The organism is Pseudomonas sp. GLN_2 (assembly GCF_043106005.1).
Classification (GTDB): Bacteria; Pseudomonadota; Gammaproteobacteria; order Pseudomonadales; family Pseudomonadaceae; genus Aquipseudomonas; species Aquipseudomonas alloputida.
Genome location: NZ_JBICMC010000016.1, coordinates 1 through 12,611, shown reverse-complemented (window position 1 = coordinate 12,611; position 12,611 = coordinate 1). Strand labels below are relative to the sequence as shown.

Annotated in this window: 13 protein-coding genes; 3 read left to right on the top strand and 10 right to left on the bottom strand. The window is 61.9% G+C overall.

Annotation, left to right across the window (positions count from 1 at the left end; genetic code table 11):
• Nucleotides 1-10: 10 nt before the first annotated feature.
• Genes ACF8Q6_RS04085 through ureG form a run of 3 tightly spaced genes read left to right on the top strand, consistent with a single transcriptional unit; the run spans nt 11 to nt 1,865 of the window.
• On the top strand, nt 11-556 hold the full coding sequence (locus ACF8Q6_RS04085) for a HupE/UreJ family protein (RefSeq protein WP_003253925.1): 546 nt from the start codon (nt 11-13) through the stop codon (nt 554-556).
• On the top strand, nt 556-1,230 hold the full coding sequence (locus tag ACF8Q6_RS04080; RefSeq protein WP_019751394.1) for an urease accessory protein UreF: 675 nt from the start codon (nt 556-558) through the stop codon (nt 1,228-1,230). Before ACF8Q6_RS04085 ends, ACF8Q6_RS04080 begins: the two co-directional genes overlap by 1 nt.
• A gap of 11 nt (nt 1,231-1,241) precedes the next feature.
• Entirely contained in the window at nt 1,242-1,865 is a 624-nt protein-coding gene (ureG, locus tag ACF8Q6_RS04075) for an urease accessory protein UreG (protein ID WP_003253923.1), read from the top strand.
• Between the two features lie 462 nt (nt 1,866-2,327).
• Here the strand turns inward: ureG and ACF8Q6_RS04070 are convergent, their stop codons facing one another.
• The 10 genes from ACF8Q6_RS04070 to pnuC all read right to left on the bottom strand — a co-directional run bounded on the left by ACF8Q6_RS04070 (nt 2,328) and on the right by pnuC (nt 12,303).
• Nucleotides 2,328-3,056 (bottom strand): DUF899 domain-containing protein, encoded by a 729-nt coding sequence (locus tag ACF8Q6_RS04070; protein WP_392490510.1) that lies wholly within the window; start codon nt 3,054-3,056, stop codon nt 2,328-2,330.
• Between the two features lie 94 nt (nt 3,057-3,150).
• Entirely contained in the window at nt 3,151-5,352 is a 2,202-nt protein-coding gene (locus ACF8Q6_RS04065) for an LTA synthase family protein (protein ID WP_392490509.1), read from the bottom strand.
• Nucleotides 5,353-5,487: 135 nt separating this feature from the next.
• Nucleotides 5,488-6,768, bottom strand: coding sequence for a hypothetical protein (locus ACF8Q6_RS04060; RefSeq protein WP_004577464.1), 1,281 nt, complete (start codon nt 6,766-6,768; stop codon nt 5,488-5,490).
• Nucleotides 6,769-6,814: 46 nt separating this feature from the next.
• The gene (locus tag ACF8Q6_RS04055; protein ID WP_192907453.1) at nt 6,815-7,567 is read right to left on the bottom strand and encodes a hypothetical protein; all 753 of its coding nucleotides are present in this window, start codon (nt 7,565-7,567) and stop codon (nt 6,815-6,817) included.
• A 45-nt stretch (nt 7,568-7,612) separates the two neighbouring features.
• Complete coding sequence (locus ACF8Q6_RS04050) at nt 7,613-8,293, bottom strand: C39 family peptidase (protein ID WP_012052567.1); 681 nt, start codon at nt 8,291-8,293, stop codon at nt 7,613-7,615.
• 61 nt (nt 8,294-8,354) lie between these two features.
• On the bottom strand, nt 8,355-9,806 hold the full coding sequence (locus ACF8Q6_RS04045) for a heme utilization protein (RefSeq protein WP_392490508.1): 1,452 nt from the start codon (nt 9,804-9,806) through the stop codon (nt 8,355-8,357).
• Nucleotides 9,807-9,855: 49 nt separating this feature from the next.
• Entirely contained in the window at nt 9,856-10,434 is a 579-nt protein-coding gene (locus tag ACF8Q6_RS04040; RefSeq protein WP_012052565.1) for a hypothetical protein, read from the bottom strand.
• A gap of 1 nt (nt 10,435) precedes the next feature.
• Entirely contained in the window at nt 10,436-10,873 is a 438-nt protein-coding gene (locus ACF8Q6_RS04035) for a hypothetical protein (RefSeq protein ID WP_392490507.1), read from the bottom strand.
• A 297-nt stretch (nt 10,874-11,170) separates the two neighbouring features.
• Entirely contained in the window at nt 11,171-11,740 is a 570-nt protein-coding gene (locus tag ACF8Q6_RS04030; RefSeq protein ID WP_088512250.1) for an AAA family ATPase, read from the bottom strand.
• Entirely contained in the window at nt 11,737-12,303 is a 567-nt protein-coding gene (gene pnuC / locus ACF8Q6_RS04025; RefSeq protein WP_012052563.1) for a nicotinamide riboside transporter PnuC, read from the bottom strand. Before pnuC ends, ACF8Q6_RS04030 begins: the two co-directional genes overlap by 4 nt.
• Nucleotides 12,304-12,611 lie beyond the last annotated feature (308 nt).

Below are 12,611 nucleotides of genomic sequence, written 5' to 3'. Positions count from 1 at the left end.
GGAGCAACCGATGAAAAAGACTTTCGCCCTGTTTCTGTTGATGCTGGCACTGCCAGCCTTCGCCCATCCGGGCCATGACAGCAACCCGCTGCAGGACGGCCTGCTGCACCCGCTGACCGGGCTCGATCACCTGCTGATGCTGCTGGGTACCGGCGTGCTCGCCGCGTTGACCCGGCGCAACCTGACATTGCCCCTGGCTACCCTGGCGGCCATGTTCGGTGGTGCCGTGTGCGGTCACCTGTTCGGCGATGTGCTGGGCATGGAAACCCTGATTGCCGTGTCGCTGCTGGTGGCTGCCGGGGCGGTGCTGCTGCCGAGCCGCCAGTCGCTGCTGGCCATGGCCATGCCGGTGTTTGCCTTGTTCCATGGCTGGGCCCATGGCGTAGAAGCCACGCCGAGCGCGTTCTGGCAATTCAGCGCGGGGTTTGTCGTGGTCAGCGGCTTGCTGCTGGCGGCGGGCTTTGCAGTCGGTTGCCTGCTGCGCCGCCACAGCGGCCTGCAGAAGGCCTTTGGCGGTGGCCTGTTGGCCGGCGCCGCGCTGGTGCTGGCCGGTTGATGAACAGCGACCTGGCGCTGCTGCGCCTGCTGCAGTTGGCCAGCCCCGGCTTGCCGGTGGGTGGTTTTACCTATTCGCAAGGCCTGGAGTGGGCGGTCGAGGCCGGCTGGGTTCGGGGCGTGGACAGTTTTGTCGGCTGGCAGCGTGAGCAGGTTCACGACACCCTGGCCTGCCTCGACTGGCCGGTGCTGGCGCGTCTGTACCACGCCTGCCAGGCTGAGGACGCCGAAGCGTTCGGTCACTGGAGCCGGTTCTTGCTGGCCAACCGCGAAACCGCCGAGCTGCGCCTGGAAGAACAGCAGCGCGGCGCAGCGCTGGCGCGGTTGCTCGACGGCTGGCAACTGGGCCAGGCACCGGCCTGGCGCGCCAGCCTTGAGCTGACCCAGTTGGGCGGTATGGCCTGGCTGGCTGCACACTGGGCCATCCCGCTGCGCCAGCTGGCATTGGGCCATGGCTTTGCCTGGTTGGAGGGCGCGGTCATGGCTGGCGTCAAGCTGGTGCCCTTCGGCCAACAGGCTGCCCAGACCTTGCTGCGCGACCTTGGCGCCGACTTGCCCGCTGCACTGGACCAGGCGCTGGTCCTGGGCGATGACCAGCTCGGCGGCGGCCTGCCGCTGCTGGCCATCGCTTCATCGCGTCACGAAACCCAATACACCCGTTTGTTCCGTTCCTGAGGACTGCCTGCATGCAAAGCTATCAACAACCCCTGCGCGTCGGTGTCGGCGGCCCGGTCGGCTCTGGCAAGACCGCTCTGCTGGAAGCGCTGTGCAAGGCCATGCGCGATCACTATCAGATTGCCGTGGTTACCAACGACATCTATACCAAGGAAGACCAGCGCATCCTCACCGAGGCCGGCGCCCTTGAGCCGGAGCGCATCGTTGGCGTGGAGACCGGCGGCTGCCCGCACACGGCCATTCGTGAAGACGCTTCGATGAACCTGGCGGCGGTCGAAGCGCTGGCGCGCAAGTTCGGTAACCTCGAAGTCATTTTCGTGGAAAGCGGCGGTGACAACCTCAGCGCCACGTTCAGCCCGGAGCTGGCTGACTTGACCATTTACGTGATCGACGTGGCCGAGGGCGAGAAGATCCCGCGCAAGGGCGGCCCAGGCATTACCAAGTCCGACTTCCTGGTGATCAACAAGACCGACCTGGCCCCTTATGTAGGGGCTTCACTGGAAGTGATGGAGCGCGACACCCAGCGCATGCGGCCGCAGCGGCCCTGGACCTTCAGCAACCTGAAGAAGGGCGAGGGGTTGCAGGCCGTGATCGACTTTATCGTCGAGCGCGGGATGCTGGGTGTGCGAGCCTGATAGATCGAGGTCTCTGTGCGGGCATGCCCGCGAAGAAACCAACGCGGTGGATGGCACCGGCTCTGCCGGTGTTCGCGGGTGAACCCGCTCCTACAGCGGGCTGTGTCAAACCACCGTTGTGTGTCCACCACCGATCTGTGTGTAGGGGCGGGTTTACCCGCGAATACGGTAGCGGCGGCAACGGTGAACGGAGGGTCGAGATTGGCCAGCAGGGCCGGCCTCTTCGCGGGTAAACCCGCTCCTACGAGAGGCTGTGTCCAACATCCGATGTGTGTCCACCACCGATCTGTGTGTAGGAGCGGGTTTACCCGCGAATACGGTAGCGGCTGCAACAGTGAACGGCAGGTCGAGATTGGCCAGCAGGGCCGCCCCTTTCGCGGGTGAACCCGCTCCTACGGGGCGACCGCGCAGGCCTTCGAATGTTGATCAAGACAGTTGCCCCACAGGTGTGTGTTGCCTGCATCATTTGTGACAACAGTGAGGCTTGTCCGGGTGCCCTTCATAGCGGTCATGGTGCCGCACCCAGTCCATGGTCCCACCTTCGTTGCGCCCCAGTGGCGCAATGTCGAGGAAGTTGTAGGTGTTGACCAGAATGTCCAGCCCGCGGGCGTAGGTTGAGTAGGTGTGGTACACGCTGCCGTTGCCTTCGCGGAAAAACGCACTCAAGCCGGGCAGCTCGCTTTCATTGCCCACATACGGCTCATAGTTGTACTGCCGCTGGCCTTCACTGCCGACACTGACGCCAAAGTCCTCGTTGAAGGGGCTGCCATGCGACGAATACCACGGGAACTGCCAGCCCATGCGCTGGCGAAATGCCTGAAATTCGGCATACGGGGCCCGTGACACCGCCACCAGCGACACATCGTGGTGGGCCAGGTGCAGGTTGGCGCCGTCAAAGTGGTCAGCCAGAAAAGAGCAGCCTGGGCAGCCCTCGCTCCAGCCTTCGGCGAACATGAAGTGGTAAAGCAGCAACTGGCTGCGGCCTGCGAACAGGTCGGCCAGGCTCAACGCGCCGTTCGGGCCGAAGAAGCGGTAATCCTGCTCGACCTTTACCCAAGGCAGGGCGCGACGGGCTGCGGCTAGCGCGTCGCGGTGGTGGGTAAACGCCTTTTCGTGCAGCCACAGTTGCTGGCGAGCTGCCAGCCACTGGCTGCGGGAAACCACCGGGTGCCTGCTTTCGCTGGTGCTCATGGTGCTGTCTCCTCGCTGGGGGATTCACACCTTGGTCGAGTACGACCAGGTCGATTCGACAAGCACCGGTGACCGGGCGATGAGCGGTACCTGCTTAGCCCGAATGAGCGATATGCCCCTCGGCCCGTTCATCGGCGCCGTCATCCTCGCCAGGCAGGGCGGTGATCACGCTGAAGTCGCTGACTTCTACCTTGCCGCCGCCATAGCCCAGCAAGTGGAAGGAAAACGCCTTGCGCTCGGTCGGGTTGTCGAAGCTGAACTCCATCTCCAGTGGCGCGTCGGTGGTGACCTTTACCTCTTCTGGCAGGCCCAGCGGCACGTCCTGTTCCAACTGCTTGGCCTTGAGCCGGATGTAGGCCGCACGTTTGGGGTCCAGTGAGCGGACCTTGACCCGCACGCGGGTATGCGAGCCTCCGGGCATTTCCAGATACTGGGCGCCAATGAGGTTGTCGGCCCAGTCATCGTCAATGCGCTTGCGCAACTTGATCGGCGAAGGGCCGCCGAACTGGTAGCGCAGGTTGAGCGGGGTTTGCAGCAAGGATTGATCGAGCACCACGGCCAAGGCGCCGATCTGTTGGCCCAGCAGGCTGTCGGCCGGACCGAGGTAGCGGGCCTGGTCGGCGATGAAGCCTTCACTGGCATAACGCCGGCAGCGCTGCTGGAAGTCACATTCGGTGAACAGGCCCTGGCCGTTGTGGTAGCGCAGCATGCCGTTGGTGTAGGAGATCATTTCGCGGCCGCTGTCGTAGTCGCGGTACAACGAGCGACCGCCAAGCGCTACAGGAATGGGCAGTGCGAAGTAGTCGAGCAGCGAGGTGGCCAGGTCGATATGGCCGTAAGTGCCGCGCTTGATGGTTGGCAGTTGGGCCTGCTCCGGCGCCAATGTAAGGTTGAAGCCCCAGGACGAGGCCAGGCGCACGCCATCGATGCCGTGAGACTCGTCGGAAGTCACCACCACCAGTGTGTCCTTGAGGACGCCCTGGCGCTCAAGATTGTCAAGAAATGCCCCGACTGCGTCATCCAGGTAGGCGACGGCTGCCTGTTTCGGTGTGTCGAAGCGCTCGAGGTACTCGGCCGGCGCCGAATAGGGCTGGTGGGTGCCCACGGTGAGCAGCGTCAGCATCCATGGCTTGTCCTGCTTCTGCAGCTGGCCCACATAGCCCAGGGCACCTTCGAAGAAGGCGCGGTCATCCTTGCCCCACGGGAAATCCAGGTAGTTCTTGTTGGCGAACCACTCCTGGCCATGCACCGAATCGAAACCGATGTGCGGCATGATGCGGTCCTTGGCCATGAAGCGCAGGCCCGCGCCTTGCAGATAGTGGGTGGTGAAGCCGGCCTGGCGCAATTGCGCCGGCAGGCAGGCCTGGTTGCGTTGGTTCTGGGTCAGCAGTTCTACGCCCTTGGGCGTGCCGTTGGCCAGCTTGTCGTAATCGCCGCACAGCATCGCATACAGGCCACGGATGGTCTGGTGAGTGTGCAGCACGTAGTCTGGGGTGTTCATGCCGCGCTCGGCCCACTTGCTGAGCTTGGGCATCAAGTCGTCGTTGAAACGGCTGTTCAGCGCCTGGCGGTTAGGCTGCAGGTAGGCGCCCGGGATGCCTTCCAGGGTAATCACCAGCAAGTTGCGGGCGCTTCCAGGGCCGGCAAGCAGCCTTTGCCCATGCAGGTCGGATTGAGTCAGGCCGCTGCTGGCCAGCGGGGTGAAGGTTTGCGTGCGGCCCATCCAGCCTTCGACCTGGCGTTGCAGATTACCGATGCCGGCAGACATCAACTGGTGGGGGAGGTTGTATTGCCGCCACTGGTCGGCATCGGAAGGTACCAGCTGCTGGCTGCTCCAATGCGCGCCGAACAGCAGTACGGGTATGGCCCAGGCTTTGCGCGGCAGTGGCTGGCTACGCCGTGCACGGCTGCGCCACGCACAGGCCAGCCAGGCCAGCAGGCCGCCACCCAGGGCCCAGGGCAGCCAGGCATGGGCCAGGCCGCCACCGGTCGAATTCTCCATGAATTGCGGGTCGGTCAGGTAGTTAAGGTCGGCGCTGGTGGGCAGTCGGCCCACTGCGCTTACCAGTTCAGCCGAGGCCACCCACAGCGCCGCCCAGGCCAGCAGCACGGGCAGCGCCAGCCACCACGGCCTGCGGTGTAGCAGCACTATCAACAGGCTGCCGAGGGCGAGATCGGACAGGTAACCGAACGGGTTGGACCAACCCAGCATGGCGCGCGTACCCAGTGGGATCACCAGCACCAGGGCCGCCAAAGCGGCAAGCCGGGTGCTTGGGTGGTCGGACAGGTTCTTCACAAAAACTTCCCTTTTGCCATTAAATCGTCATGCATCTGTGATTGATGATATCAGGCCAGGGCAGGGAAGGCGGCCGGTTACAAGGCTTGTAACCAAAGCCGGGCCCGTTCGCACGGGCCCGGCCGATGGCAACTATCAGAAGTAATAAGGGAATTTCAGGCTGAAAGAAAAGTCAGGTGCGTCATCGGTCAGACCAATGGACAGGTTGGGCACGATGGTCAGGTTGTCGGTGGCGGCGAAGGTCAGGCCAATATTGAAGTTGGCGGCGTTGTAGTCACTGTTGGAGATCGATTGCCAGTCGCCGCCATCAGGTTTGATCTTGCTCTTGCGGGCGAACTGGTCGGATACCGAGAACGACATACTCATCTTTTCGTTAAGGGCAAAGGCGATGCCACCGCCGATCTGCCACGAGTCGCCAAGCTTGACGTCACCCGGCACCTTGCTGTTCACCTGCGGACTGATGTCGCTGAACGAGTCTTGCATGTTGTAGGTGTAGGACAGGCTGCCGAACAGCACGGCCGGGTCGAAGGTCTTGACCAGCGAGATGCCCGGTGTGATCGACCATACACCGTTGCCGGTCGGCAGGCTTTCCGGTACCGCCAGGTTGTTGTTGCCGTCCACCTCGCGCAGTTTGATGCCATAGGGGTCTTTGCCGGTTGGTGCCTTGATCCGCAGGGTGGCCACTGCGTCAGGCCAGGTTTCGTCCTCGTCGAGGAACTTGTAGGCCACCCCGACGTTGATATCGCCGATTTCCGGGTCGCGGGTCACGCTGGCATCGGAAGTGGTTGCCCCGGCTCCCCCCGCACCGCCAGACGAGTAGGTGGACTCGCGGTAAACCACGGGGACGTTGATATCGAACTGCCAGCGCTGCGCCAGGTTGTAGCGCGCGGTCATGTCCAGGGTCCAGTTGTCAGCCTTGATCCGGTCAAGGTTGATGCTGCCGAGGAAGATCGAGTCCAGTGCCAGAAAGCCATTGAGGGTCAGCGCACGGGTATCGTAATGGGTATAGGTGACGCCGGTTTCGAAGCTGAACTTGCCCCCGCCGAAGAATCCGCTGGCTTCGTCATACAGGTTGGAAACGCTTTGCGCCGGCTCGGAATCGGCTGTCAGCGCCTGGCCGTAGGAGCTTCCTGTAGTGCCCGGTGCGCCAGAGGCGACGGTCTGCGCACCTTTCACCCCTTCGGCCGGAGACTTGACCAAGCGTTTGGGTTGCGCGGCAGCAGGGGCCTCCTCGACCTGGCGCACACGTTGCTCCAGCACCATCAGCGCCTGTTGCTGTGCCTCATAGCGGCGTTTGAGTTCAATCAGTTCCTGTTTCAGCGCTTCGACTTGTGGGTCGGCGGCTGCGTAAAGTGCGGTGGCGGGGGCCAAGGTAGTCAAGCACACAAAAGCTCTGAGCGTAAAAGATCGGTACATGGAGTTGCCGTCCCTTCCAACTACTTTTGATGAGACTGAGCGTAGATCAGTATCCGAAGGTGCGAAGACCTTTGAGCTGGTCGAGGCTACCGTTGAGGGAAGCCGCTGTCGGCACGCTCTCGCGCATGACAACGTTCAGGGTGGTGACGTTGTTGACCAGGTTGCCGTTGCCAAGCAGCGTCGAGTTCTGCAGCAGGCCACCTTGGGCCAGGCGTTGCACGCTGCTGCCTTGGTTGTTGCTGGCATTGATGTTGAGCTGCACGCCCACACCGCTTGAGGACACACTGAGCGCGCCGGCGCCATTTTCCCCGACCAGGGTCTGGCCGGCGGCCAGTACCTGGCCTTGCTGTTGTACGGCGGGGGCCTGGTTGGCTTTGGTCACATTGATATCGACGTTGTTGTAAGCGGCGTTGTTGTCACCGGCTGCACGGACCACCTGGGTCACACCTTCGGTGGTGGTCAGGCCGTTGCCGCCCGTTACCACGCCAGTCCCGGCAGCAGACGCGCTGCTCGGCGCCGTACCTGCGCCTTTTCTATCGATCATCGAGACATAGAACTGGGGTTTGATGGTCGATTGCTGAACCTGCAGCGTGGACGTTGCCCCGATCACATCCCCTTTTGTATTTTGCCAGGTACTGGACATGACAATGCCGAAGCTCACGATTCGTCCGGGCATCACATAGCGGCCCCGGAGGTTGGCCAGCTCCTGGTCCTTCAGTTCGATGGGTTTCAACGCCTCTGCGTGACTGGGCAAGCTGGCTGCCAGGCAGGCGATGGCCAACCACAATGAAGTCTTCATGAAATGCTCCCTGGAGCTTCATGCTCCTTGTCATTAGAACAGTCGTTAGAAGAAGTCGCTTCTGATGAAGCCGAAGTCCAGCAGCTCTGCGTCCTGCACGGGGGTGAAGTTGTTCACCCGGCCCTTGGCGGTCAGTGGCAGGGGCGGGTCGAGCAGGATGTTGTTCTTGTCGTAACCCTGGCCGATCACCGCGAAGATGATGCCGTTCCAGCCCTTGAGGAAATCGTCGACCTTGTATCGCCTGTGGCCCAGCACCGGATCACCGATGTACACCCAACCTTTGTCGACTTTCTGCATGACCACGAAGTGCTTGTAGCCGCGCACATCCATCAGCACCACGACAGGAATGCGTACGCTGTGCAGGGTTTCAGGCGCCACCCGGTAACCGCGGGCACGCATCCCGAGGCTTTCGACGTAGCGCTTCATGTCGAGCATCGAGAAGCCTTGCGTACGCACAAGGTCCTGGTCGGCGTGGGCCAGCATGCCTTCGATGATCTGATGTTCGTCCACATCCAGCCAGTACGCCTGGCGCAGGATGGTCGCCAGCGCGGCGGCGCCGCAGCTGAAGTCGGTCTTTTGTTGCACCAGGTCGGCGAACTTGCGTTCACGCAAGCTCTGGATCGGTTTGAACACCACAGCGCCGCCCGGCAGGACGGACAGCGGCATTTGTGCAGCTTCGCTCACGCTGGCCAGGCACAGCAAAAACGCCAAGGCGAAAATACGCATGATCGGGTGCCTTACGGTGTGTTGAAGAAAGGCCCCCCGAAGGGGGCCTCAAGCACAGCGGTCAGAACGAAGTGTTGGAGATGGCCAGCGAGTTGCTTTGCTGGTTGCCCACACCGGCTGCTACGTTCACGCCCAGGTTACCGCTGCCACCGTTCACCGAACCGCTAAGGGTTGCAGTATTGGTAACTGGGTTGGCCCAGCCGGTCGGGGTCAGCACTTGGAAGGACACAGTATTGCTCAAGTCGTAGGCGCTGCTTTCGCTGTAGCTCTTCGAAACGTCGTTCGAGGATTGTTTTGATTGCTCGCCAGACTTCGAGAACTCAGACGCCGAAGCATTCTCGTACGAAGAGTCGTGAGACTTGGTGTACGAAGACTCTTTGGACTTGTCGTACGACGACTGATGCGCCTTGTCGTAGTTGGAGTCGAATGCTTTCTCGAACGACGAGTCGTATGCACTTTCGCGCGACTTGTCGACCGACACATCCAGCGACGCATTCAGCGAGCCATCGAAGGAGCTGGAATCGGTACGCTCGAAACGACCAAAGTCGGTGGTACGGGTACGCGAGGCGCTAACGTCAGCGTCCAGCGAAGCTGCCAGGCTGGCGCTGCTCGACGCGCTGTGGCTGCCGCTGGCAGAGCCACTGGCATCCCAGCCGAACGAGCCACTTGCGCTCGAGTTGTGGGAGCCGCTGGCATTGCTGGATTGCGAGCCGCTGGCGTTCCAGCCACTGGAGCCGCTGGAACTGGCGCTTTGCGCACCGGCGACGCTGAAGCTCGAAGACGAGCTGCGGTCGTCGGTCGAGTTGAAGCTGCCTTCCTTCGAGCTTGAACCGCTGGCCGATTTGGTGATGGTAATCGTATCCACCCGATAGGTGCGGTCGGCGCTGTTGTTTACAATCAGGCCTGGGCCGTCCTGATTGGCCGAAGCCGTGGCAGTGGCGTTACCCAGCGGGGCACCGGTGTTGGCGATGGCCATGGTGTTTTTCTGCTGGTTGAGGTCGCCACCGGCAACGTTGATGCCAATGTTGCCCTCAGCCCCGCTGGCCGAGCCGCTCATCACAGCCGAAGACTGGGTCGAATAGTTGTCGACCCGGTTGTTTCTGCTGGTTTGCACAACGTCAGCTGTGGCACTGGCCATGCCGAACACGAAGCTGTTGTCCAGGCTCGAGTCGGAGCCTGCGTTGGCAATGGCAGCGGCGTTGTCTTGCTGGTTGCCGTTACCGGCCGCCACGTTTATGCCAACGTTGCCGCTGGAGCCGGTGCCAGAGTCACTCATCTCGGCTTCGTTGATGGTGCCTTCATTGGAGATGCGGTTGCGAGTGCTGGTTTGGGTGTCCCAGGCATTGGCCGTTGCATACACAGGGATCTTGGTGGGTGGAGGCGTGTGATGACCATTGTTGTGGTGGCCGTTATGGTGGTCATTACGCCGATCATTTTGCCCAGCTTGTACAGCAACAGCCATGACCGCAGCAATTGCGAAAACCAGAGGCTTGATTGCCATCGAGGGTTTCATGGTGATTCTCCGTACGCTATTAGGTTAAGTGTCGTTCTTAACTGCAGGGTCAATCCGCGACCCGGATGCTCAAGGTGTTGGCCATTCGGTTTCCCACCCCGGCACTCTGGTTCAACTGGATCACCCCTCGGCTACCGGTGAAGGCCTGGTCACTGGTGGTGACCTGGCGATAGCCTGCTGGAATGTCAGTTGCTCCTGAGTTGTTGATCAGCGCCACGTTCTGCTGCATGAGGACGCTGTCGTCGATGCTTTGCGGTTGTGCGCCAATGCTGATGTTCAGTGCGTTGGCTTGCTGGGTGTTGGCACCTGCGCTCTGGTTGACCCCCAAGGCGCCGCTGCCGTTGCTGAAAGCGTTGCCCTGGATGGTTGAGCGGGCGTCCATCGCGGGGTCGGCGGGCGTGTTGAGCCGTTGCCGGATCTGGGTGCTTGCATTGGCTTCGGGGCCGACGGCGATGGCACGCGCATTGACTTGCTGCTGTTTGTCGCCAGCGGCCTGGTTGACAGAGAGGTTGCCCTGATAGCGGCTGCCTGAACTGTCGATATCGGCGTTGTTGATGACGGGAACCAGGGATTGCGCAAAGGCCGGCGCAGTGCAAAGGGCGGCCAGCATCAGCAGTGTGCGCTTCATCTCACTTGCCCCCGCCGGTCAGAATCTGCAGCGGCGCGAGGCCACGCTGCACGCTTGAGTTGACCATGTTCGAGATACCGTTACCCGACCCCGTGCCGCGTCCTCCCGCCAAGTTGGGAAGCTGGTTCTGGTTGCCGAGGTTGCCACCCAGGTTATTGGTCTGCTGGGTGACCAGGTTGCTGATGCCTGCACCGCTGCTGATGCCGGCGAAGTCGCCATCGCTCAGCTCGTTGGTTTGCTTGAGCACGTGGGCAGAAGGGCTGGCATTGACGGTGGTAGGGCTCGGGTCTGGGATCAGAGGGGGGATGGTCGCGTTGCGCACCTGCACATCGCGCTTGATGATGATGATCCCTTTGTCCGCCTGAGCCGTCAGGCTGAGTGACCCCAGTACACAACCCACCAGTAATAGGTGATAGAGGCGTTTGTCACGTTTCCTCACGACGGCAACTCCTTCTTTGAGCGCTGGCCCTGTTCAGCGATGCGAACGACAGAGCAGAAGGTGTGCCGCTTTTTAGAATGCGTTTCAGATCAGATAGTTAGGGCAAGAGGCTGACAAAATGCGGCGCATGTTGTCTCAGGCTTGAAACAGCTTGCCCTGCGCGTTGCCGGCAAAGTCAGCTGTGGCCTTGATTGGAAGGGTTTTTGCAAGTGTGTTTCACGGGCTTGACACTGCCCCCAGGACAGGGGGAAGCCCCGCAATTTCGGGGGCTTTGCCCCACCGGAGTGTGTCAGTGGTTTAACACTCGGTTGGGCATGATGGCGCATCGCTACCAAGCAGCATAGCAACCGATTGCAAGGCCAGCAATTGGCGTTGCGGCCAATTGCCATCAAGTATTTGGTGCGGCTGGTTGTGCCGCCTCAGCCACGCCTGGCTGTCGTCGAAAAAGCGCTGACGATCGCTGAGATCGGGTTGGCAACGCTGACCATCGGCAATCCAGTCCACCCCTTGCGGGCTGAGCAACAGGTGCAGGTCGTAACGCCGTGCCAGCAGTGCCTCTTCCAGCCAGGTTGGGCAGTCGTCGAACAGTGCCTGGCTCCAGAGCATGTTGCTCAGCAGGTGGGTGTCCAGAATTAGCAGTGGGGGCGCCAGCTCGCGCGCACGGTCCTCCCATGCCAGTTGCCCGCGGGCGATGGCGGGAATATCGGCGTAGCAGGTGTCACGGCATTGCTGGTCGATGAAATGGCGCACGTACTCGCCCACCACCACGCCACCAAAATGTGCCTGGATCACCCCGCTAAGCCAGCTTTTGCCACTGGATTCTGGGCCGCACAGTACCAGCACTTTCATTGCTTGTGGCGCACTCATGGCTGTACCAACGCCGGGTCGCGGCGCCATTCCAGCCAGCCGCGTACAGCAATCAGGGTGAGCACGGCGAAGAAGGCGGCGGTGAAATACAACTGCTGATGCAGGTATTGGCCCACATAGATGATGTCGACCACGACCCACAGGGGCCAGCACTGCAGGCGTTTCTGCGCCATCCACAGTTGCGCCACCAGGCTGAATCCGGTCAGGGTGGCATCCAGCCAGGGCAGGGCGGCATCGGTCCAGTTGGCCATGGCCGCGCCCAGGGCGACGCTCAGCAGCACCCCGGTGGCCAGGCCGGTGAACAGTGCCGGGCGTTGCAGGCGGGAGACCTGACGGGCGTCTTCAGCGTGGCCGGGGCGCTTCCATTGCCACCAGCCGTACAGTTGCAGGATGGCGTAGGCCACTTGCAGCAACATGCCCGAGTACAGCTTTACCTCGTAGAACAGCCAGCCATAAATCAGCACCATGACCAGGCCGATTGGCCAGCACCAGGCGTTCTGCTTGACCGTGAGCCAGACAGCGGTTACGCCGAGGAGGGCGGCAATGAGTTCAAGGCCGGACATCGGCGATCCTTGGAGGCTACGGGGAAGGGGCGAGATTGTAGCGGGTCGGCCGGTGAAGGTGTAGGGCGCAGCGGTGGGATACCCGGTTGTAGGAGCGGGTTTACCCGCGAACACCGGCAGCGCCGGTGCCATCCACCGCGTTTCTTCCTTCGCGGGCATGCCCACAAAGGATCGGCGGCGCCTTGATTACCAGCGCCACTGACCTTCAGCGGGCTACACGCGCCCTGGGGGAGCGGCCTTGTGTCGCGATTGGGCCGCAAAGCGGCCCCGGGATTTCGGCTTTGATGCGCAGATTGTCGGGGGCCGCT

Excerpts from the sequence above, each read along its gene's own strand:
- ACF8Q6_RS04045 (WP_392490508.1), bottom strand. The coding sequence starts at position 9,806 with ATGAAACCCTCGATGGCAATCAAGCCTCTGGTTTTCGCAATTGCTGCG.
- ACF8Q6_RS04080 (WP_019751394.1), top strand. The coding sequence starts at position 556 with ATGAACAGCGACCTGGCGCTGCTGCGCCTGCTGCAGTTGGCCAGCCCC.
- ACF8Q6_RS04030 (WP_088512250.1), bottom strand. The coding sequence starts at position 11,740 with ATGAGTGCGCCACAAGCAATGAAAGTGCTGGTACTGTGCGGCCCAGAA.
- ACF8Q6_RS04040 (WP_012052565.1), bottom strand. The coding sequence starts at position 10,434 with ATGAAGCGCACACTGCTGATGCTGGCCGCCCTTTGCACTGCGCCGGCC.
- ACF8Q6_RS04070 (WP_392490510.1), bottom strand. The coding sequence starts at position 3,056 with ATGAGCACCAGCGAAAGCAGGCACCCGGTGGTTTCCCGCAGCCAGTGG.
- pnuC (WP_012052563.1), bottom strand. The coding sequence starts at position 12,303 with ATGTCCGGCCTTGAACTCATTGCCGCCCTCCTCGGCGTAACCGCTGTC.
- ACF8Q6_RS04060 (WP_004577464.1), bottom strand. The coding sequence starts at position 6,768 with ATGTACCGATCTTTTACGCTCAGAGCTTTTGTGTGCTTGACTACCTTG.
- ACF8Q6_RS04085 (WP_003253925.1), top strand. The coding sequence starts at position 11 with ATGAAAAAGACTTTCGCCCTGTTTCTGTTGATGCTGGCACTGCCAGCC.
- ACF8Q6_RS04050 (WP_012052567.1), bottom strand. The coding sequence starts at position 8,293 with ATGCGTATTTTCGCCTTGGCGTTTTTGCTGTGCCTGGCCAGCGTGAGC.
- ACF8Q6_RS04055 (WP_192907453.1), bottom strand. The coding sequence starts at position 7,567 with ATGAAGACTTCATTGTGGTTGGCCATCGCCTGCCTGGCAGCCAGCTTG.
- ureG (WP_003253923.1), top strand. The coding sequence starts at position 1,242 with ATGCAAAGCTATCAACAACCCCTGCGCGTCGGTGTCGGCGGCCCGGTC.